The organism is Methylobacterium sp. Leaf102, from assembly GCF_001422425.1.
GTDB lineage: Bacteria > Pseudomonadota > Alphaproteobacteria > Rhizobiales > Beijerinckiaceae > Methylobacterium.
The window spans coordinates 1-19,243 of sequence record NZ_LMMX01000037.1 but is presented as its reverse complement, the minus strand read 5'-3'; the positions used below and the strand labels follow the sequence as shown (position 1 = coordinate 19,243).

The following is a 19,243-nucleotide window of genomic DNA, read 5'->3' as shown; positions in this document are numbered from 1 at the left end:
GATTACTTCGCGCCCTGGGCCAACTGCATCTTCACGATCTTGTCGGGATCCTGCACGGCGCCGCCGGCGGCACCGGGGGCCGCCTTCTTGATCTTGTCGACGGCGTCCATGCCGGACGAGACGAGGCCCACGACGGTGTACTGGCCGTTGAGGAACGGCGCATCGCCGAGGCAGATGAAGAACTGCGAATTGGCCGAATTCGGCTCGGACGAACGCGCCATGCCGAGGGTGCCGCGGCGGAACGGGGTCTGCGAGAACTCGGCCGGGATGTTGGGCAGGCTCGAACCGCCGGTGCCGTTGCCCTTCGGGTCGCCGGTCTGGGCCATGAAGCCGTCCATGACGCGGTGGAACTTGAGGCCGTTGTAGAAGCCCTGCTTGATCAGGGTCTTGATCTGCGCGACGTGTTTCGGCGCCAGATCCGGGCGCAGCTCGATGGTGACGCGACCGTCCTTGGTGTCGAGGAACACGGTGTTCTCGTCCGCCGCCAGCGCCGCGGGCGCCGTGCCGAGGAGGGCGGCGACGGCCAGGAGGGCGATCCGGCGATTGATTCCGAAGTTCATGAGCGGGTGTTCTCTCTTCAGGCGAAACAGGATCAGGATCCGGCGAAACGTCGTGCCAGGCGCTCGGCCACCAGGGCCGGCACGAAGGGCGAGACGTCGCCGCCCATGGCGGCGATCTGGCGGACCAGGGTCGCGGTGATGGGGCGGACGCCGGTGGAGGCCGGCAGGAACACCGTCTGGACTTCCGGCGCCATCGCGCCGTTCATGCCGGCGAGCTGCATCTCGTAGTCGAGGTCGGTGCCGTCGCGCAGGCCCCGGATGAACAGGGTGGCGCCGTGGCGCCGGGCGGCGGTGACGGCGAGGTCGTCGAAGGCGACGATCTCCAGGCGCGCATTCTCCGCCTCCGCCAGCGGCGTGCAGGTGTCGCGCAGGAGGTCGGCCCGCTCTTCGGCGGTGAACATCGGGGCCTTGCCCGGATGCACCCCGATGGCGATGACGAGGTGCTGCACGAGCCGGCACGCCTGACGAATCACGTCGAGGTGTCCGTTGGTGACCGGGTCGAAGGAGCCGGCGTAGAGCGCGGTGCGGATCATCGCGGCCCGGGGTAGAGCATTTTTCGCCCGAACGGAACCGGGGCCCGGTCGATCGGTGGGCGAGGCCGTCCAAGCGGGTGCGGTTCAACCGGATCGGCCGTGACCAAGACCTCGTCGGATGTTCGCGAACCGCCGATGGATGTCGGATGGCTATCGGGTGCGACCCGGTCGCGGATCAGCTTATTGCCCCATGCCGGTGCGCCGGTCTCGCATGCGAACGGCATGATCAGGCCGCCGCATTCGTCTTCGCAGACGTTCCGACGCGCGGGATCGACTGCCGAGGGTGCGAATCCGCACGATCGTCTATACCTCGTGGTGTGAATGTTAACCCAACGCATGCGAGCGGTCGAAGGGCGGCCAGCACCCGGTGAGCCGCAGGAGAGTCGTGGACGGCGAACCCCGGTTTCGCCGCCCGCGGGCCGTCCCACCGCCGCCGAGTCGCTCCATGCGCAACGATCTCCTGCTGTTCAGCCTGCCCCGTTGGCGCGTCACGCGGTGGCTCACCGATGCGGGGCGCGACGTTCCGGACGAGATCCGCGCCGCCCTCATCGCGAGCCTGTTCGGCACGCTTCCGATCTTCGCCGGGGGCGTCCTGAACACCCTGACGGTGTCGATGCTGGTCGCCGTCCGGATCCCGCAGCCGCACTTCGTGGTCTGGTGCGTTCTCGAATGCGTCATCTGCCTCGTGCGGCTCGTCGTGTTGGTTCAGGCCCGGCGGGCGGCGGCCAGGGGGGGCGAAACCCCCACGGACCTCTACATCCTCCTCGGCCTCGCCTGGGCGGCGAGCGTCGGCTACGGCACCCTGATCAGCCTCACCAGCGGGGATTGGGTGGTGGCGACCCTCGCGTGCCTCTCGGCCGCCGCCATGGTCGGCGGCATCTCGTTCCGCAACTTCGGCGCGCCCCGCCTCGCCGGCGCGATGATCGTGCTGACCCTCGGCTCGTGCTGCCTCGGCGCGCCGTTCACCGGCGAGCCGGTCCTGCTGATCACCTTCCTGCAGATTCCGTTCTATCTCGCCAGCATGAGTGCGGCCGGCTTCCGGCTCAACAAGATGCTGGTCGCCACCATGCGGGCCGAACGCGAGAACGCGTTCCGGGCGCAGCACGACAGCCTGACGGGGTTGGCGAACCGGTTCGGCCTCGCGGACGCCATGGCGGGGCGGCAGGATCGCCCGACGGCCCTGTTCTACCTCGACCTCGACGGGTTCAAGGCCGTCAACGACACCTACGGCCACGGCATGGGCGACCAGCTCCTGCAAGCCGTCGCCGATCGCCTGCGACAAGCGGTGGGACCGCACGACGTCATCGCGCGGCTCGGCGGCGACGAGTTCGTGGTCCTCGCCGATGCGCTCGCCCCGGAGGCGCTGATCACGTTCGGCGAGCGGCTCGCGGCGCGCATCTCGGTGCCGTACGGCCTCGGGCGCGACCGCACGGCGACCATCGGGGTCAGCATTGGCATCGCCGCGTCGCCCCAGGACGGCGCCGGTCTCGCGAGCCTGGTCTCCGCCGCCGACGCGGCGCTCTACGAGGCGAAGGCGCGGGGCAAGGCCCGCTGCACCCTCGCCTCCCCGCGCAGGGCGGCTTGAACCGGCGCGGATGACGGCTCTCCCGCAAGCGAGGCCGCATCCCCGCCATCCCGACGGGGCCCGAACCCGTCCCGGACCCCCGTCGCCGTGACGACGGGGGTCCGGGCGATCACAGTGCGGCTTCGCCCGTGATCTCGCCGGGGGCGTCGCCCGCCTCGTCCTCGCCCTCGATGTGCTCCACCGAGACCACGCGCTCGGTCTTCTCGGTGTTGAACACCGTGACGCCCTGCGAGGCGCGCCCGACGATGCGGATGTCGTCCACGGGCACGCGGATGAGCTGGCCCGCATCGGTGACCAGCATGATCTGGTCCGAGGGCTGCACCGGGAAGGAGGCCACCAGGGTGCCGTTGCGGGCGTTGACCCGCATGGCCGTGATGCCTTTGCCGCCGCGTCCGGAGGTACGGTACTCGAACGACGAGCTACGCTTGCCGAAGCCGCGCTCGGACAGTGTCAGCACGAACTGCTCGTGGGCGCCCATCTCGTTGTAGCGCTCGAGGGAGATCGCACTCGCCTCCTGGACGCCTTCTTCTGCCTCCGTGCTCGCCTCTTCCCCTTCCGTGCCGTCGCCGATGACGGCCCGGCGCATCTTGAGGTAGCCGGCTCGCTCCTCGGGGCTGGCCTCGAAGGAGTTGAGGATCGTCATGGAGATGACGCGATCGTCCTTGGCGAGGCTGATGCCGCGCACGCCGGTGGAATCGCGCCCCTTGAACACCCGCACGTCCTCCACGGGGAAGCGGATGCACTGCCCGTCCTTGGAGGTGAGGAGCACGTTCTGGTCGGCCCGGCAGATCTCCACGTGGACGATGTGGTCGCCCTCATCGAGCTTCATGGCGATCTTGCCGGCGCGGTTCACCTGCACGAAGTCCGAAAGCTTGTTGCGCCGCACCCCGCCGCTGGCGGTGGCGAACATCACGTCGAGGGTCTCCCACGACGCCTCGTCCTCGGGCAGCGGCATGATGGTGGTGATGCGCTCGGTGCCCGCATCCATCGCGAGGATGTTGACGAGGGCCTTGCCGCGGGCGTTCGGCGCCGCCATGGGCAGGCGCCAGACCTTTTCCTTGTACACCTGACCCATGTTCGAGAAGAACAGGATCGGCGTGTGGGTGTTGGCGACGAACAGGCGGGTGACGAAATCCTCGTCGCGTGTCGCCATCCCTGAGCGTCCCTTGCCGCCCCGGCGCTGGGCCCGGTAGGTCGAGAGCGGCACGCGCTTGACGTAGCCCGCATGGGACACGGTCACCACCATGTCCTCGCGCTGGATCAGGTCCTCGTCCTCGACGTTGGAATCCCAGTCGAGGATCACCGTCCGGCGCGGCGTGGCGAAGGATTCGCGGACTTCCGCCAGCTCGTCCTTGACGATGCCCATGATGCGCGGGCGCGAGCGCAGGATGTCGAGGTAGTCGGCGATCTCGTCGGCGAGCTTCTGCAACTCGTCGCCGATCTCGTCGCGGCCGAGCGCCGTGAGGCGCTGCAGGCGCAGGTCGAGGATGGCGCGGGCCTGCACGTCGGACAGGCGGTAGCTGTCGTCGTCGTTGATGCGATGGCGCGGGTCGTCCACCAGCGCGATGAGGGGCGCGATGTCCTTGGCCGGCCAGTCGCGGCCCATGAGGGCCTCGCGGGCGGAGTTCGGATCGGGCGAGGTCCGAATGAGGCGGATCACCTCGTCGATGTTGGCGACCGCGATGGCGAGGCCGCACAACACATGGGCGCGCTCGCGGGCCTTGTTGAGCAGGAACTTGGTCCGTCGGGACACCACCTCTTCGCGAAAGTCCACGAAGGCCTGGAGCAGGTCCTTGAGGTTCATCAACTCGGGGCGGCCGCCGTTGAGGGCGACCATGTTGCAGCCGAACGACGATTGCAGGGGCGTGAACCGGTAGAGCTGGTTCAGCACCACGTCCGCCATGGCATCGCGCTTGATCTCGACGACGATGCGCATGCCGTCGCGGTCGGACTCGTCGCGCAGATCCGAGATGCCCTCGACGCGCTTCTCCTTCACCAGCTCGGCGATTTTCTCCATGAGCGTCGCCTTGTTCACCTGATACGGGATCTCGGTGAAGATCAGGGCCTCGCGCTCCTTGCGCAGTTCCTCCACGTGGGACTTGGCCCGCATGATGATGGAGCCGCGCCCCGTGGCGTAGGCCTGGCGCGTGCCGGCCCGGCCGAGGATCGAGCCGCCGGTGGGAAAGTCGGGGCCGGGGACGATCTCGGTCAGTCCCTCGATGGACATGCCCGGATCGTCGATGAGCGCGACGCAGGCGTCGATGAGTTCCCCGAGGTTGTGCGGCGGGATGTTGGTGGCCATGCCCACCGCGATGCCGCCGGCGCCGTTGGCGAGCAGGTTCGGGAAGCGGGCGGGAAGGACCGTCGGCTCTTCACGCGACTCGTCGTAGTTCGGCTGGAAATCGACGGTGTTCTTGTCGATATCGGCCAGGAGCGCGTTGGCGGGCTTGGCGAGGCGCGATTCGGTGTAGCGCATGGCCGCCGGCGGATCGCCGTCGACGGAGCCGAAATTGCCCTGCCCGTCGATGAGCATGAGCCGCATCGAGAAGTCCTGCGCCATGCGCACCAGGGCGTCGTAGATCGATTGGTCGCCGTGCGGGTGATAGAGACCGATGACGTCGCCGACGATGCGGGCCGACTTGACGTACTTGCGCTCGGGCAGGTGCCCGCTCTCGTAGGCCGAGTACAGGATGCGCCGGTGCACGGGCTTGAGCCCGTCGCGGGCATCGGGCAGCGCCCGGCTCACGATCACGCTCATGGCGTAGTCGAGATAGGACCGGCGCATTTCGTCGACGATGGATACGGGCTTGATGTCGGAGGCGGGGGGCGCTCCGGCGCCAGGAATGTCGTTCTCTGCCAAGGCTCTGGATCTCTGCCGGGTGGGCGCCCGAAGCGCGGGGCGTCGATGGACGACGACCCCTCACGGGGAACTTTTGGGGTGCCGGATCGTCGTCTCGGCTCGCCTGGGCGAACCGGCCTCGACCGGCCTCACCGCCCCGTATACCCGATCCATCCGGCCCTCGCCACAGAGCGTCGCCTTGCGCGCACGGGAAAGCCGTGGACCCGCAACGGCTTGTGTGCACGGGCGCGGCCTCGTCCCGGGCCCCGACGGTGTCGCCCGGGCGAAGGGGTTTCCACCCGTGGAATCGAAGACAGCGCGGCCCCGTCCGGAGCCGCGCCCTCTTCGTAAAAGACCTAGAACGGGATGTCGTCGTCGAGGTCGTAGTTCGGCTTGGAGCCGCCACCGCCGCTCGACGGGGCCGGGCGGCGGTCGCCGCCGCCGGAGGGACGACCGCCACCGGACGAGCGGCCACCGCCGCCACCGCCGCCGAAATCCCCGCCGCCGCCGCCGTAATCGCCGCCGCGGCTGATCTGGCCGCCGCCCTCCTCGTCGGCGCCCATCTCGCCGCCGGCGCCGCCGGAGCGGCCGTCCAGCAGGGTGAGTTCACCGCGGAAGCGCTGCAGCACCACCTCGGTGGTGTACTTCTCGACGCCGGACTGGTCGGCCCACTTGCGGGTCTGGAGCTGGCCCTCGATGTAGACCTTGGAGCCCTTGCGCAGGTACTGCTCGGCGACGCGGGCGAGGTTCTCGTTGTAGATCACCACCGCGTGCCACTCGGTCTTTTCCTTGCGCTCGCCCGACATCTTGTCCTTCCAGGACTCCGATGTGGCGATGCGCAGGTTGACTACGGGATCGCCGGAAGCGAGGCGTCGCGTCTCGGGATCGCGCCCGAGATTGCCCACCAGAATCACCTTGTTCACGCTGCCGGCCATGCCGCTCTCTCCTCTCGATCGATCTCACCGCGTGCCGAAGCAATGCCCGGCCCGGTGACGGGCCGAACCGCACTCGACAGCGCCTGTCATGGGCCGTCCCGAAGGCCCCGGCAATCATCGCGGGCGGGTTGTCCCCGTGACTCACGGGGGTTCCGCCGCGTCACCGGTGTTCTACATTCGTTCTCAAGCGTCGGCAAGATTCGGAGGGACCGACTCAGGCGATTCGCACCAGCAGCTTACCGAAGTTGCGGCCCTTCAGAAGCCCCGCGAAGGCGGTCGGGGCGTTCTCCAGGCCATCGACGATGTCCTCCCGGTGGACGATGCTCCCCTCGCGGAGCCAGCCTCCGACCTCGCGCAGGAACTCGGCCTCCTGATCGGCGAAGTCCCAGACGATGAAGCCCTGGAGGTGCAGCCGCTTCGACAGCACCGCCCGCATAAGGAGCGGGATGCGGTCGGGGCCGGGCGGCAGGTCCGTGGCGCTGTAGCCCGAGACGAGGCCGCAGACGGGAATGCGCGCGAAGGTGTTGAGCAAGGGCAGCACCGCGTCGAACACCGCGCCGCCGACATTCTCGAAATAAACGTCGATGCCGTCCGGGCAGGCCGCCGCGAGGGCGTCGGGAAAGTCATCGGCGCGGTGGTCGAGGGCCGCGTCGAAGCCGAGAACGTCGCGCAGGTAGGCGCATTTCTCGGGACCTCCGGCGATGCCGACGGCGCGCGCGCCCTTGCGCTTGGCGATCTGTCCGACGAGGGAGCCGACGGGCCCCGTGGCGGCGGCCACCACAACGGTCTCGCCGGGCTTCGGGGCGCCGATGTTGAGGAGGCCCGTATAGGCGGTCATGCCCGGCATGCCGAGAACGCCGAGCGCGGTGCTCACGGGCGCCGCGGCGGGGTCGAGCTTGCGCAGGCCCCTGCCGTCCGAGGTGGTGAAATCCTGCCAGCCGCCGAAGCCCACCACGGTCTCGCCGACGGAAAAATCGGGATGGTGCGAGGCGACCACCTCCGCCACCGTGGCGCCCACCATGGTGTCGCCGATGGCCACCGGCTCGGCGTAGGATTTGGCCGCGCTCATGCGCCCGCGCATGTACGGATCGAGGGACAGAATGCGGTTGGCAAGCAGCACCTCGCCGTCGCGCGGCGTCGGCACCCGGCCCTCCTCCAGGCGGAAATGGCTCTCGTTCGGCTCGCCGTGCGGACGGGCGGCCAGGACGATGCGGCGGTTGACGGTGCCGGCGGTCGGGTTCGTCGCTTCGGTCATGGGCAATCTCCGATCGTGAACGCTGTCCCGAGGTTCAGCAGATGGGGCCCCGGGCGGGGAAGGCAAATCGGGTCCTCGCGCGTTGACGGACGTGCAGGTACGGACGTGAAGGCGAGGAACGCGCGATGGTTCGGGGGCTGTTGCTGATGGGGATGGTGCTGGCGAGCGGAACGATGGCGGCCGAGAATCCCCTGGCGGCCCATCGCTGGAAGGCCCGCGTGGTGGTGATGTCGGCCCCCGGGCTGGACGATCCGCACCTGATGCGCCAGCGCGCGCTCCTGGCGGCGGTACCGGACGGGGTGCGCGACCGCGATCTCGTAGTGCTGGAGGCGGTCGGCACCACCGCCGAAGCGCGGGGCCTGCGCGCGCGCCTCGGCCTTCCCGATGCCTCGTTCCGGGTGGTGCTCGTCGGCAAGGACGGGGGGACGAAGCTCGACAGCGCGACGCCGCTGCCCGCCGAGACCTTGTTCTCCACCATCGACGCCATGCCGATGCGGCGGGACGAGATGGGGCGCTGAAACGAAGAAGGGGACTGCCCGCAGGCAGCCCCCCTGAGTCGCGACCGGGTCTCTGTGGTCAGTAGCAGCGTTCGACCAGCACCCGGCGGTAGCCGTAGGGCGTCCAGCGCACGCGCGGGACCGTGTAACAGCCGCCGCCGTAGCCGACGTCGTAGGCACCGTAGCCCACCGGGGCGTATCCGCCACCGTAGCCGTAGCCGTAACCCGGGCCGTAGCCGCCGTAGAGACCGCCCGCCGCGAGGCCGAGGCCCACACCGAGGCCGAGGCCCCCGAGTCCGTAGCCGTAGCCGCGTCCGAACCCACGACCGCCGTCGAAGCCGCCGCGATGCCCGTAGAACCCGCCGCGATAACCGCCGAAGCCACCGCGGTAGCCGCCGAAACCGACGCCGCGATACCCACCGAACCCGCCCCGGAAGCCACCGCCTCCGAAACCGCCGCGGAAGCCACCGCCGCCGAAACCGCCACCGTGGAACCCGCCGCCGTGGAAACCGCGGGCCTCCGCCGTCGCCGGGATCATCGCGAGGGCGCCGATCATCGCCGCCGAGGCCAGAACAACTCGTTTCATCTCACACTCTCCGAGAGATACCGTTGCGTCCCCCAACGGCACAGGAACGCGGAACGCCCTGCAACGGTTCAGCGAGCGATCCGTTTTGCCGCAATCGTGAAGGCGCACGCCCCGCCCGGCCAATCGGCGCGCCGGGCGACTTGAAAACCGTGCCGCTTTCGGGCGAGGAAGCGCGTCCCGGCTCTCCTCCCGGCCGCAAGGGTTTCGCGATGCACGGTCTCGCCCTTCAGGATGCCGCCGTCCGGACGCGGCGATGGCTCGCTCCAGCCCTCGCCGCATTCCTGGCCTGCACGGCTCCGGGCTCCGCCGCCCCTGCCCCCGCTTCGACCCCCGCCGCCGCACCGTGCAGGCCGGTCCAGGCCGAGGGCGAGACCTACACGGTCTGCACCGTCGATCTGCGCCGCGAGAAGGTTCGGCTGTTCTGGCGCGGCGCCGACGGCCAGCCCTACTCGTCGCTCTCGACCCTCGGCGACAGGCAGGGCCCGTCCCTGCGCTTTGCCATGAATGCCGGCATGTACGACAAGGATCAGGCCCCGGTCGGCCTCTACGTCGAGGAGGGGCGCGAGCTGAAGGGCGTGTCCACCGCCAACGGCCCGGGCAACTTCCACCTCAAGCCCAACGGCATCTTCTACGTGAAGGGCGACCGCGCCGGCGTCCTCGACACCACCCGCTATCTGCGCGTCAACCCGAAGCCCGATTTCGCCACGCAATCGGGGCCGATGTTGGTGGTGGACGGCCACATCCACCCCAAGATCTCCAGCGACGGGCCGAGTCAGAAGATCCGCAACGGCGTCGGCGTGCGCGACGACGGCCGCACTGCCGTGTTCGCCATCTCCGAGCGCCCCGTGAGCTTCGGCGCTTTCGCGCGCCTGTTCAAGGATGCGCTCGGCTGCCGCAACGCCCTGTTCCTCGACGGCAGCGTGTCGAGCCTCTACGCGCCGTCCATGAACCGCTCCGACCTTAGTCGGCCCCTCGGGCCGATGGTCGGTGCCGTGACGCGGTAGGCGGGCGGAGACGCGATCCGTCGTGCCGAGCCTCGCCGCCCACGCCCTCGCGCTGCTCATTCGCCTCACGGGCGGTCGGCGCAAGTTCGCCCGTGCCGACGTGACGCCGCGGGAATTCCTCGGTTCCGATCCGAAGCCCGCCCTCCCCCCGCGCACCCTGCGCCGCCGCCTCGACGTCGGGCAGACGCTGCAGGACGGCCACGCCGTCTACACCGTCATGCCGCGCGGGCGGGCGCCGTCCTGCACGGTGATCTACTTCCACGGCGGCGCCTACGCCGCGCCGATCACCCGAATTCATTGGTGGTTCGTCGCCCGCCTCGCCGAGCGCCTCGGAGTGCGGGTGGTGGTGCCGCTCTATCCCCTCGCGCCCGCCCACACCTGCGCCGAGACGATCCCGTTCGCCCTCGCACTCTACCGAAACCTGGTCGCCGGTGACCCTATGGGCCGGGTGATCGTCATGGGGGATTCGGCCGGCGGCGGCCTGGCCCTGGCGCTAGCCCAGCAGGCGGTGGCGGCGGGCCTGCCCGCGCCGGGCGGCCTCGTCCTCATCTCACCCTGGCTCGACGTCACCCTGAGCGATCCGGAGCAGGCCGCGATCGAACCCCGCGACGTGATGCTGATGCGCCCCGGCGCCCGCGCGGCCGGCCGCTGGTACGCCGGCGCCCTGCCCGTCACCGACCCCCGCGTCAGCCCGCTCTTCGGCTCCTTTGCGGGCGTGCCGCCGATCCTGATGTTCTGCGGCGGTCACGACATCCTCGTCACCGACGCCCGCCGCCTCGCCGCACGCACGGGCTGCGAGGTGATCTATCACGAGGAGCCGGGGTTGATGCACGTGTACCCGATCCTCAGCGTTCTGCCGGAGGCGCGGGCGGCGCAGGATTGGATCGCCGGCTTCGTCGAGCGGGTGCTGTGGGATTGAGCGACGGCCGGGTCCAGTCGGCCTCAGGCTTCTCTCTCGGCCACGGCGAGCCGCACCTGGAGGAACGCGCTGATCTTCTTCAGGTAGGAGGCGAGCCCCTGCTCCCGAAGTTCGGCGTCGACGGCCCGGGCTTCGGCGTCGACGGCCCGGGTCTCGGCCTCCCGCGCCGCCACCTGGGCTTCCCGCCGCCCGAGTTCGGCTTCCCGCAGGCGCAGGTTCGCCCGCGCCAGGGCCTGCTCGGCGTCCCGCATCTGCCGCTCGACGGCCGCCTTGTCCTCGCGAACCTTGCGCAACTCGGCCTCGACCTGTGCCCGTTCGAGGTTCGTCAGCCGGATCAGATCGTGGGCCTGGGCCGTGATGTAGTCCGCCCGCTCACGCAGGGCCTGCATGGATTCGACGGCCTGCTCGACCAGGCGCAGGGTTCTGGCCCCGTCGCACTCGGCCTCTTGCGCGGGCTCGTAGAGGACCAGCGCATGGGACACACGTCGGCCGCCCACGGGGAACGGCTGGGAATGCGGTGCGGGTTCGATCAGCCGCGAGGAGGACGCCATGGCACGGGCTACGCGACGGACGAGCGTTGGACATCGGGCTGCGCGGGTTCCGACGACGCCCGGGTGAATCCGCTGACCACCGCCTCGTGAAGCCGGTTCAGCCACTCCTCGGCCTCTTTCGCCCGACCTTCGGCGAGCTCGGCGCGCGCCTCCGTGGCGGCGATCTTCTGCTCGAGGAAGCGCTCGCGCTCGATGGCCTGCGTCACGGTGCGCTGCAGTTCGAGTTCCAGCTCCGTCGCACGCTCCTCGCTGATGCGGATCGCCGTGGTCGCCTCGTGGATGAGGTCGAGGGTCGACGACCAGTTGCGCTTGTCCGGCTTCGCCACCTCGTCCATCGGTACTGCCTCGTGGGTCGGATGCGACGGGATGAAGTTCTGCGGGACCACGTCCTGAACCAGGACGGGAATGCTCTCCGCCCGTCCCCGCATGAGCCATGCGGCGGCAGCGGCGGACGAGGTCTCTCGGTCGCGCAGGGCGTTCTCGGTCATCGTCCGCTTTCCACCGAATGTCGTGTCGTTGTCCGCCGCACGGTGACGGCACCGATCGTTCCGATTCGCAGGGGGGTCAGGTCGACTTCTCGACCGGCATGAACGGCCGGACGTTGTTCGCTTCCTGCGGTGCCGCCGGCGCCGTCTCGGCCCGTGATCCCGTTCCGTCCGCCCCATACGAACGCGTCGCGCGCTTCAGCATGTCGTGCTGTTTCTGAAGGGAGACGCGGCTTTCGCGAGCGATGTCGAGGGCCCCCTGCGCCATCTTGCGCTCGGAGCGCTCGTGCTGGAGTTCCTCGACGAGGCGGTGATTGACGGTCTCGAAATCCGCACGCTCGGCTTCCTGGCGATGCACGAGCTGCTCGATGCGCTCCATGAGGCTGGCGACCCGACCGGTCGCCTGATCGAGGGCCGCGTCCTTCGCCGCGATGGCCTTGGCGAACATCTCGCACCGGTGATCGAGTTCGGAGCGCAGGCGCTGCATCTCCAGGAAGCGCTCGGTCTGTCGCGCGAGGTCGGCCTGCGTACTCTCCAGGCGGCGCTCCAGGGTCAGCCGCTCGATGGACGATTCCTTGAGACCCCGCTCCGCCACCCGGCCGGCCTCGTCACGGTCGCGCAATTGATTGCGGACCTGCTGAAGCATCTGGTCCGTGGTTCCGAGGCGGCTCGTGGCGGCTTCGAGCCGCATCGCCAGGGTGGTGCGCTCGGTCCGGTGGGCGGCGATCTCGGTCTCGTACTGGACATCGGCCTTCTGCGCCGCCGCGACGGCATTCGACAGCTGCTGTTCGAGGTTTCGAAGCCCCATCCGGGACAGTTCGAGCTGCGTTTCGGACTCCTGGGCGCGAACCGCGAGCTCCTCGATGCGAACGACTTGGTTCTCGCTCAGGGCCTGCAGGCGCTGATTGTCCTGCTCCAGCAGGCTGCGCGTCTCGCGGATATCCTGGAGTTCGCTCTCGGAACGGGCCAGTGCCTGATCGAGAGCCTTCGCCTCGCTCCGCAGGGCCTTGCTTTCACCCTGGAGCGCCCGGGTCTGCTCGGTTTCTGCATGGAGTTGCCGCTCGAGATTCTCGGCGACGAGCGTCTTGTCGCGCAAGCCGACGCGCAATTCCTCGCCCGTCGTATCCCGGTCCCGCAGGCTGGCCTCGAGGTGCTGCAACTGGATGGTGGCCGCGGAGAAGTTGTTGGTGACATCGACGAGCCGTTCCGCCCTGTCGGCCAACTCGCGCCGCATCCCGGAGGTGTTCGCCTGTTCGAGGGCGAGAAGCGCTTCGATCTCGGAGATTCGAATCTTCGCCTTGGGCAGTTCATCCGTGATCTCGATGATCGGCTCGAGGATCGAGGCGAAATCGTCCTTCAGGGACCGGAGATCTTCGAGGCGGTCCGACATCTCGGAAATCCGGAACCGAATGATTTCCGATTTCTGTCCGACGGAGTCGATGGAAAAATCTTTATCGTTCTTCATCAGAAAAGGGATGGGCTGAGCCGATCGCTGCGAAGTCTCGTGCGAGGCGTCCTCGACATCCTCTATCTCGGAATCGCTGGCGCTACGAAAATCGATGCTTCTGCCATCGTTCTTCAAAGCTTTGGATTTTCCAAAGAGCGACCAGTTCATTTTCGATGGTCCGTCGTCATGTCTGTGTGCAGATGCATACAACTCGAAGGTGCCGTCAACGTGATATCGGCGTTCGAATTAACGAAATTTTTAGGTGTGTCCTCAGAGCCGACAGCTCACTTCGCGCGTGTCCCTCATCACGGAACATCACGAAAAATTGTTGGCGATACTTCCGACCGGCGATGAACTGTTTCGACTCAGCGCGCCACGGATCTGTCGAGGGGGGAGCTCGCGAGGTGAAAGCTCGGCGTCGGGTGCGTGGCCGGAGCGGGGCGCCCACGACGAAGGCATAGTGCCACCCTCACATGGCTGGCTGCAGGGCGCGGGAGGACTGGTCTGCCACGCGCGAACGCCTTTCGTTCCGAACGTATGACGAACGCTTCCCAGGAATTCGGTTTGGTCGCGGCAACGGACGCCCGTTGCCTGCGCGTTTCAAAATCGCTTGCCGTCGTTCCAATCCTCGATCCTGACGGCGGACCACCCAAATTCGGTCGGTCGCTTGCGGACTGCGCCCCCGAGGACGTACCAGAGGAGACGCGGGCCTCGGCTCGAACGCCCCGCCTGTGCGCCGGCGCGCGGTTTTCTGCCTACGACGAGGACGGTCTCTTCACGCGACCGACGAGCGCGGCCCGGTCCCTGACCGGTGCCATCGCGTTTCTCCTGCGCGGCCGTCTTGCAAAACCGATCCGCCGAAACCCGGCTCACGCCCGCTTGGCGCGCTTGCCGAACGCCACCGCCAACCGCGTCCGCGCCCGTTCGGGAATCTCGGTCTGCGACTCGATACGCACCATCGGCATCTCCGCACCGATGAGGCTTTTCGGGTCGAAGGTGAACTGCAGGGAGCGCAGGCCGATTTCCAAGGCTTCGACGCCGTCCGCCTGGGTCAGGTCCTCGCCGAAGATCTCGATGAGGGGACCGTCGGGGTCGCCCTTCTCGATCTGGATGATGAAGTAGCCCGCCGGCTCCTCCTCGTCGTCGGCGCCGGAGATGAGGCAGATGCCGTTCTCCTCGTCGTAGCGGACGCGCTGGACCGAGAAGGTTGTGATGTCGTCGTCCATGCTCAGCGTTGTCCGTGACGGGTCTCGTGGAACAGGTCTTTGTACTGGCGCGGCTGGGAGCGCCAATATTGCTTGGGCGCCCGCACCTTCGCGCCGAGTTCGGCCGCCGCGTGCCAGGGCCAGCGCGGGTTGTAGAGCAACGCGCGGGCGAGCGAGACGGCGTCGGCCTGGCCCGCGGCGAGGATCGATTCGGCGTGGGCCGCCTCGGTGATCAGGCCGACCGCGATGGTGGTCAGCCCGGTCTCGGCCTTGATCCGCTCGGCGAACGGCACCTGATAGCCAGCCGACAGGGGGATCTTCTGCTCCGTCGAGAGGCCGCCCGTGGAGACGTGGATGGCGGCCGCACCCCGGCGCTTGAGGGCGTGGGTGAGTTCCACGGTCTCCTCCACGGTCCAGCCGCCCTCGACCCAGTCGGTGGCCGAGACGCGCATCCACACGGGTTTGCCCGCCGGCACGGCGTCGCGCACGGCCTCGAAGCATTCCAGTGGAAACCGCATCCGGTTGGCCAGATCGCCGCCGTACTGGTCGGTCCGCCGGTTCGACAGGGGCGAGAGGAACTGGTGCAGCAGGTAGCCGTGCGCCCCGTGCAGCTCGAACCCGTCGATCCCGAGCCTGAGCGCGCGCCGCGCGGTGGCGACGAAGCCGTCGCGGATGCGCTTCATCCCCTCCGCATCAAGGGCGTGTGGCGGCACCTCGTCGGCGCCGTGGGCCACCGCCGAGGGTGCTTCCGTACGCCAGCCGTCGGGGGCGTCCGGTGCGATCTGGGCGCCGCCCTCCCAGGGGGCGTGGCTCGAGGCCTTGCGGCCGGCGTGGTTGATCTGGATCGCCAGGGGGATCGGCGCGGAGGCCCGGATGGAATCGAGGACGCGTCCCAGCGCCAGTTCCGTCGCATCGGAGTAGAGGCCGAGGTCGGTCGGCGAGATCCTCGCCTCGGGGGAGATTGCCGTCGCCTCCAGGGTCAGGAGCCCGGCGCCGGACTGCGCCATCTGCCCCAGATGCATGAGGTGCCAGTCGCCCGCCTGACCGGCATGGGCCGAGTACTGGCACATGGGCGCCACGATGATGCGGTTCTCGATTTCTAGGTCATCGAGGCGCAGGGGCTCGAACAGGCGGACGGTCATGTGTGGCTCTCCCGGGCGGTCCCGTGCTTTTGGCCGAACCCCGCGGCGCCCGCTAGGGTTCCGCGCCCGGGAGGGCTCCGTCTCCCCCGGGGCATCTGCCCGTCAGGGTGTCTGCCCGTCGGACACCAAGCCACGCTCCCGGAGGCTCGCGCCGATCTCGTCGAGGGTGCCGGGGTCGTCGATGGTCGGCGGCAGGGTCCAGGGTTCGCCGTCGGCGATGCGCTTCATGGTGCCGCGCAGGATCTTTCCGGAGCGCGTCTTGGGGAGGCGCGCGACCGTCAGAGCCAGCTTGAAGGCGGCGACGGGGCCTATGCGCTCGCGCACCAGGGCGACGAGCTCCGTCTCGATGACACCGGGGTCGCGGTCGACGCCGGATTTCAGCACCACGAAGCCGCAGGGCTGCTCGCCCTTCAGGGCGTCGCGGATGCCGATGACGGCGCATTCGGCCACATCGGGGTGCGCGGCCAGCACCGCCTCCATCCCGCCCGTGGAAAGGCGGTGGCCGGCGACGTTGATGATGTCGTCCGTGCGCCCCAGCACCGTGACGTAGCCGTCGGCATCGGCCACGCCCGCGTCCGAGGTGTCGTACCAGCCCGGATAGGTGGTGAGGTAGCTCGTGCGGAAGCGGTCGTCCGCTCCCCACAGGGTCGGCAGGCAGCCGGGCGGCAGGGGGAGCTTCAGCGCGATGGTGCCCATGGTGCCCTCCGGCACCGGACGTCCCGCCTCGTCAAGCACGGCGAGGTCGTAGCCCGGCATCGGCACGCAGGCGCTGCCGTGCTTGACCGGCAGCAGGCCGACACCCAGCGGATTGCCCGCGATGGCCCAGCCCGTCTCCGTCTGCCACCAATGGTCGATGACGGGGCGATCGAGCGCCCGCTCGGCCCAGGCGACGGAATCCGGGTCGGCCCGCTCGCCGGCGAGGAACAGGCTGCGGAAGCGGGAGAGGTCGTGGTCCCGCACGCGCTCGGCCCGCGGATCGTCCTTCTTGATCGCCCGGAGGGCCGTGGGCGCCGTGAACAGGCAGGCGGCGCCGTATTCCGACACCACCCGCCACAGGGCGCCCGCATCGGGGGTGCCGACGGGCTTGCCCTCGTACAGGATCGTGGTGCAGCCGTGCAGCAGCGGCCCGTAGACGATGTAGGAGTGCCCCACCACCCAGCCGATGTCGGAGGCGCAGAAGTAGGTCTCGCCGGGCGCCACGTCGTAGAGATTGGGCATGGTCCAGGCCAGCGCCGTGCAGTAGCCGCCGGTGTCCCGGACCACGCCCTTCGGCTTGCCCGTCGTGCCCGAGGTGTAGAGGATGTATAGCGGGTCCGTGGCCGCCACCGGCGTGCAGGCCGCCCGGAGACCCGCCGCCCTGGCGGTCGCGACGGCCTCGGCCCAGTCCCGGTCGCGCCCCGGCACCAGGGTCGCCTCCGCTTGCGGGCGCTGCAGGATCAGGCAGGCATGCGGCGTGTGCGACGACGCCGCGATGGCGGCATCGAGCAGCGGCTTGTAGGCGACGACGCGGTTCGGCTCGATCCCACACGAGGCCGCGAGCACCACCTTGGGCGTGGCGTCGGTGATGCGGATGGCGAGTTCGTTGGCGGCGAATCCCCCGAACACCACGGAATGGACGGCCCCGAGGCGGGCGCAGGCGAGCATACCGAACAGCGCTTCGGGCACCATCGGCATGTAGATCACCACACGGTCGCCGGGGCCCACCCCGCACGTGGCCAGGAGCCCGGCGAGGGTCGCCACCTCGTCGAGCAAGTCCGCGTACGTAATGGTGCGGCGGGTGCCGGTGACGGGCGAGTCGTACCGGATCGCCGCCTGCGTGCCGCGACCGGCCGCGACGTGGCGGTCCACGGCGTTGTGGCAGGCGTTGAGGCGTCCGTCGGGGAACCAGCGGCCGCAGGCCCCGGCCGATGCGTCGAAGGCACGGGTCGGCGGGCTCGCCCAGTCGAGGGCCTGCGCCGCAGCGAGCCAGAACGCCTCGGGGTCGGCGAGGGAGGCGGCGTGGATCTCGGAATAGGCGGCGTTGCCGGGCCGGGCGTTGGCGGGGGCGTCCATCGAATCCTCCGGTCGTCGGACCGGTCGTGGTCGCCGGCTTGAGCCGGACCTTATGCGGGACGGCGGGCTTCCCGCAAACGAGAACCGCCGCCCTGGAGACCAGGGGCGGCGGCGAACGCTCAGAGAAAAATTTGGGCCTGTACGGGCTCAGTGCAGCGAATCGGTGTCGCTTCGAAGCCGGTTCATCTCGTCCTTGAGAAGGAGTTTCTTTCTCTTGAGTTCTGCGATGCGCAGGTCGTTCGCCGAGGGACTGTGCTTGGCGTCGTGGATCTCCCGCTCGAGGGCTTCGTGCTTCCGGGCGAGCTGGGTGAGGTGCGTCTGCAGTGACATGAGTGTCTTCTCCTGTCTCGTTTCGACGAATCGGAGACTGACATATGTGAAGCGGGCTGTCGAAGGCTATTGGCGGCCAGGCTTGCGGGTTTTTCCGGACCGGCCTCGGGCGTGGTTAACCGGCTCCTGTGAGACCTTGCCTGTGCAGGCCGCGCCGGGGGTTCTTGCCGTCGGCGGAGCGGTGCCGCATGGTCGGAGCACGGGGATCCCGGGGCTACAGGGTGCGATGGCGAGTGCGTTGAACGACGACGAACCGACGGCGTTCGCCGACGAGCTGGAGCGGCTCAAGCAGGAGCACCGCGACCTCGACGGCGCCATCGACGCCCTCGAACTGAGCGTCGCCGGCGACCAGCTCCAGATCCAGCGCCTCAAGAAGCGCAAGCTCTCCTTGCGCGACCGGATCTCCTACATCGAAGACCAGATCACGCCGGACATCATCGCCTGACCCAGGCCGGCCAGTTTCGCCGAACCGGGATGACGCGAGGGCTATGCGGGGCCCGCGAGATCCACGCGCGGAGAACGGGAAGGCCAAGCGTCGCCGGTAGGACGTGCGCCTCGACCGGCTGCCTCGCAGGCTGTCGGTCCCAGAGCGTCGAAGTTTGGAAGCGGACGATCCAAGAAGGCGACGCTGCGGACCGAATTTCTCCTGACCGTCCTCTCAACGCAACTGACGATCGCCATCCCCCCGGGCACCCATGGGTGGGTTTCTGGGGACGGACGATCCTAAGACCCGAGGGTTCGCGTGGTCGCCCGAGACGCCGACGCCGAGCTTCGCGATTTCCCAGCAGGGGGACGCACTCTAAACGGATCGCGTTCTCACGACGCTCGCTGATCCGGCCTGAAAGGGCCTCGGATCATCGATCACCCATGCCGCAGACCGAGGGTGGGATCGCAGTGCGTTCGCGAGCACCCTGTCACGCTATCTCGCCCGCGTTGTACGCTACCAACGCCAGATACGATTTGTCCGATTGCAAAGGATGATCAGGATCGTCTCGCGCAAGCATCCAGGCACCCTCAAAGCACAGCAACCATTCCCCGACCTCGAAGAAGCGTTCCATATTGGAAGTGATCAGTTCTAGTTCCCGCAATCTCTGCATGACCGCCTCAAGCTCGGCGATCAGTTCGTTGTCGGTTCGGATCATAGCCGCCACCACTTAGTAATTACCCACCCCTGTGACGGCTGTGTTCAGGCTCCGACGTGGCCTGCCCCCTGGAAAGTGGCTCTTCGCCAAGTTTAGTGGATCAGGCTGCGAGGAGGAACCGTCGTCGTAAGAGGTCGAGATTGGCGCGACCGTACATGGCGCGCTTCAAGAGCTTG

Annotated in this window: 19 protein-coding genes; 5 read left to right on the top strand and 14 right to left on the bottom strand. The window is 68.7% G+C overall.

Annotation, left to right across the window (positions count from 1 at the left end; translation table 11 throughout):
- Positions 1-2 precede the first annotated feature (2 nt).
- Both ASF27_RS16185 and coaD read right to left on the bottom strand, forming a co-directional pair.
- Complete coding sequence (locus tag ASF27_RS16185) at positions 3-548, bottom strand: peptidylprolyl isomerase (protein ID WP_056174096.1); 546 nt, start codon at positions 546-548, stop codon at positions 3-5.
- A 44-nt stretch (positions 549-592) separates the two neighbouring features.
- Complete coding sequence (coaD, locus tag ASF27_RS16180; RefSeq protein WP_056261033.1) at positions 593-1,093, bottom strand: pantetheine-phosphate adenylyltransferase; 501 nt, start codon at positions 1,091-1,093, stop codon at positions 593-595.
- A 445-nt stretch (positions 1,094-1,538) separates the two neighbouring features.
- Here coaD and ASF27_RS16175 point away from each other — a divergent pair, with 445 nt between their 5' ends.
- Positions 1,539-2,678 (top strand): GGDEF domain-containing protein, encoded by a 1,140-nt coding sequence (locus ASF27_RS16175; RefSeq protein WP_056261035.1) that lies wholly within the window; start codon positions 1,539-1,541, stop codon positions 2,676-2,678.
- Between the two features lie 109 nt (positions 2,679-2,787).
- Here ASF27_RS16175 and gyrA read toward each other — a convergent pair whose 3' ends face one another.
- The 3 genes from gyrA to ASF27_RS16160 all read right to left on the bottom strand — a co-directional run bounded on the left by gyrA (position 2,788) and on the right by ASF27_RS16160 (position 7,707).
- Positions 2,788-5,538 (bottom strand): DNA gyrase subunit A, encoded by a 2,751-nt coding sequence (gyrA, locus tag ASF27_RS16170; RefSeq protein WP_056361712.1) that lies wholly within the window; start codon positions 5,536-5,538, stop codon positions 2,788-2,790.
- A 335-nt stretch (positions 5,539-5,873) separates the two neighbouring features.
- Positions 5,874-6,452, bottom strand: a complete 579-nt coding sequence (gene ssb, locus ASF27_RS16165; protein ID WP_056361709.1) for a single-stranded DNA-binding protein — start codon at positions 6,450-6,452, stop codon at positions 5,874-5,876.
- Between the two features lie 214 nt (positions 6,453-6,666).
- Positions 6,667-7,707: an NADP-dependent oxidoreductase gene (locus ASF27_RS16160; protein ID WP_056361706.1), complete on the bottom strand. Its 1,041-nt coding sequence runs from the start codon at positions 7,705-7,707 to the stop codon at positions 6,667-6,669.
- A gap of 125 nt (positions 7,708-7,832) precedes the next feature.
- Between ASF27_RS16160 and ASF27_RS16155 the strand changes: the two genes are divergently transcribed.
- Positions 7,833-8,225: a DUF4174 domain-containing protein gene (locus ASF27_RS16155; protein ID WP_056361703.1), complete on the top strand. Its 393-nt coding sequence runs from the start codon at positions 7,833-7,835 to the stop codon at positions 8,223-8,225.
- A 58-nt stretch (positions 8,226-8,283) separates the two neighbouring features.
- On the opposite strand, the gene ASF27_RS16150 is transcribed toward ASF27_RS16155, so the two are convergent.
- Positions 8,284-8,790, bottom strand: coding sequence for a hypothetical protein (locus tag ASF27_RS16150; protein ID WP_056361700.1), 507 nt, complete (start codon positions 8,788-8,790; stop codon positions 8,284-8,286).
- Positions 8,791-8,999: 209 nt separating this feature from the next.
- Here ASF27_RS16150 and ASF27_RS16145 point away from each other — a divergent pair, with 209 nt between their 5' ends.
- Positions 9,000-9,794, top strand: coding sequence for a phosphodiester glycosidase family protein (locus ASF27_RS16145; protein ID WP_082479280.1), 795 nt, complete (start codon positions 9,000-9,002; stop codon positions 9,792-9,794).
- Positions 9,795-9,816: 22 nt separating this feature from the next.
- Entirely contained in the window at positions 9,817-10,713 is an 897-nt protein-coding gene (locus tag ASF27_RS16140) for an alpha/beta hydrolase fold domain-containing protein (RefSeq protein WP_056361697.1), read from the top strand.
- 23 nt (positions 10,714-10,736) lie between these two features.
- On the opposite strand, the gene ASF27_RS16135 is transcribed toward ASF27_RS16140, so the two are convergent.
- The 7 genes from ASF27_RS16135 to ASF27_RS16105 all read right to left on the bottom strand — a co-directional run bounded on the left by ASF27_RS16135 (position 10,737) and on the right by ASF27_RS16105 (position 17,925).
- The gene (locus ASF27_RS16135; RefSeq protein WP_056361694.1) at positions 10,737-11,264 is read right to left on the bottom strand and encodes a hypothetical protein; all 528 of its coding nucleotides are present in this window, start codon (positions 11,262-11,264) and stop codon (positions 10,737-10,739) included.
- 8 nt (positions 11,265-11,272) lie between these two features.
- Positions 11,273-11,752, bottom strand: a complete 480-nt coding sequence (locus tag ASF27_RS16130; protein WP_056361691.1) for a hypothetical protein — start codon at positions 11,750-11,752, stop codon at positions 11,273-11,275.
- Between the two features lie 76 nt (positions 11,753-11,828).
- Complete coding sequence (locus ASF27_RS16125) at positions 11,829-13,214, bottom strand: chromosome partitioning protein ParA (RefSeq protein ID WP_277996079.1); 1,386 nt, start codon at positions 13,212-13,214, stop codon at positions 11,829-11,831.
- 851 nt (positions 13,215-14,065) lie between these two features.
- Positions 14,066-14,422, bottom strand: a complete 357-nt coding sequence (locus ASF27_RS16120; protein WP_056173181.1) for a hypothetical protein — start codon at positions 14,420-14,422, stop codon at positions 14,066-14,068.
- A 2-nt stretch (positions 14,423-14,424) separates the two neighbouring features.
- On the bottom strand, positions 14,425-15,543 hold the full coding sequence (locus ASF27_RS16115) for an NADH:flavin oxidoreductase/NADH oxidase (RefSeq protein WP_056361686.1): 1,119 nt from the start codon (positions 15,541-15,543) through the stop codon (positions 14,425-14,427).
- A gap of 102 nt (positions 15,544-15,645) precedes the next feature.
- Positions 15,646-17,595, bottom strand: a complete 1,950-nt coding sequence (locus ASF27_RS16110) for a propionyl-CoA synthetase (protein WP_056361683.1) — start codon at positions 17,593-17,595, stop codon at positions 15,646-15,648.
- A 147-nt stretch (positions 17,596-17,742) separates the two neighbouring features.
- Positions 17,743-17,925, bottom strand: coding sequence for a DUF465 domain-containing protein (locus tag ASF27_RS16105; protein ID WP_056261054.1), 183 nt, complete (start codon positions 17,923-17,925; stop codon positions 17,743-17,745).
- 226 nt (positions 17,926-18,151) lie between these two features.
- Here ASF27_RS16105 and ASF27_RS16100 point away from each other — a divergent pair, with 226 nt between their 5' ends.
- Positions 18,152-18,370 carry a DUF465 domain-containing protein gene (locus ASF27_RS16100; RefSeq protein ID WP_056173172.1) on the top strand — a complete coding sequence of 73 codons (219 nt, stop codon included), beginning with the start codon at positions 18,152-18,154 and terminating at the stop codon, positions 18,368-18,370.
- 469 nt (positions 18,371-18,839) lie between these two features.
- Here the strand turns inward: ASF27_RS16100 and ASF27_RS16095 are convergent, their stop codons facing one another.
- On the bottom strand, positions 18,840-19,067 hold the full coding sequence (locus tag ASF27_RS16095) for a hypothetical protein (RefSeq protein WP_156467557.1): 228 nt from the start codon (positions 19,065-19,067) through the stop codon (positions 18,840-18,842).
- Between the last annotated feature and the right edge of the window lie 176 nt (positions 19,068-19,243).

Coding starts and splice junctions, on each gene's coding strand:
- ASF27_RS16105 (WP_056261054.1), bottom strand. CDS start 17,925: ATGTCACTGCAGACGCACCTCACCCAGCTCGCCCGGAAGCACGAAGCC.
- coaD (WP_056261033.1), bottom strand. CDS start 1,093: ATGATCCGCACCGCGCTCTACGCCGGCTCCTTCGACCCGGTCACCAAC.
- ASF27_RS16155 (WP_056361703.1), top strand. CDS start 7,833: ATGGTTCGGGGGCTGTTGCTGATGGGGATGGTGCTGGCGAGCGGAACG.
- ASF27_RS16125 (WP_277996079.1), bottom strand. CDS start 13,214: ATGAAGAACGATAAAGATTTTTCCATCGACTCCGTCGGACAGAAATCG.
- ASF27_RS16135 (WP_056361694.1), bottom strand. CDS start 11,264: ATGGCGTCCTCCTCGCGGCTGATCGAACCCGCACCGCATTCCCAGCCG.
- ASF27_RS16150 (WP_056361700.1), bottom strand. CDS start 8,790: ATGAAACGAGTTGTTCTGGCCTCGGCGGCGATGATCGGCGCCCTCGCG.
- ASF27_RS16120 (WP_056173181.1), bottom strand. CDS start 14,422: ATGGACGACGACATCACAACCTTCTCGGTCCAGCGCGTCCGCTACGAC.
- ASF27_RS16115 (WP_056361686.1), bottom strand. CDS start 15,543: ATGACCGTCCGCCTGTTCGAGCCCCTGCGCCTCGATGACCTAGAAATC.
- ssb (WP_056361709.1), bottom strand. CDS start 6,452: ATGGCCGGCAGCGTGAACAAGGTGATTCTGGTGGGCAATCTCGGGCGC.
- ASF27_RS16100 (WP_056173172.1), top strand. CDS start 18,152: ATGGCGAGTGCGTTGAACGACGACGAACCGACGGCGTTCGCCGACGAG.
- ASF27_RS16130 (WP_056361691.1), bottom strand. CDS start 11,752: ATGACCGAGAACGCCCTGCGCGACCGAGAGACCTCGTCCGCCGCTGCC.
- ASF27_RS16145 (WP_082479280.1), top strand. CDS start 9,000: ATGCACGGTCTCGCCCTTCAGGATGCCGCCGTCCGGACGCGGCGATGG.
- ASF27_RS16175 (WP_056261035.1), top strand. CDS start 1,539: ATGCGCAACGATCTCCTGCTGTTCAGCCTGCCCCGTTGGCGCGTCACG.
- ASF27_RS16095 (WP_156467557.1), bottom strand. CDS start 19,067: ATGATCCGAACCGACAACGAACTGATCGCCGAGCTTGAGGCGGTCATG.
- ASF27_RS16110 (WP_056361683.1), bottom strand. CDS start 17,595: ATGGACGCCCCCGCCAACGCCCGGCCCGGCAACGCCGCCTATTCCGAG.
- ASF27_RS16160 (WP_056361706.1), bottom strand. CDS start 7,707: ATGACCGAAGCGACGAACCCGACCGCCGGCACCGTCAACCGCCGCATC.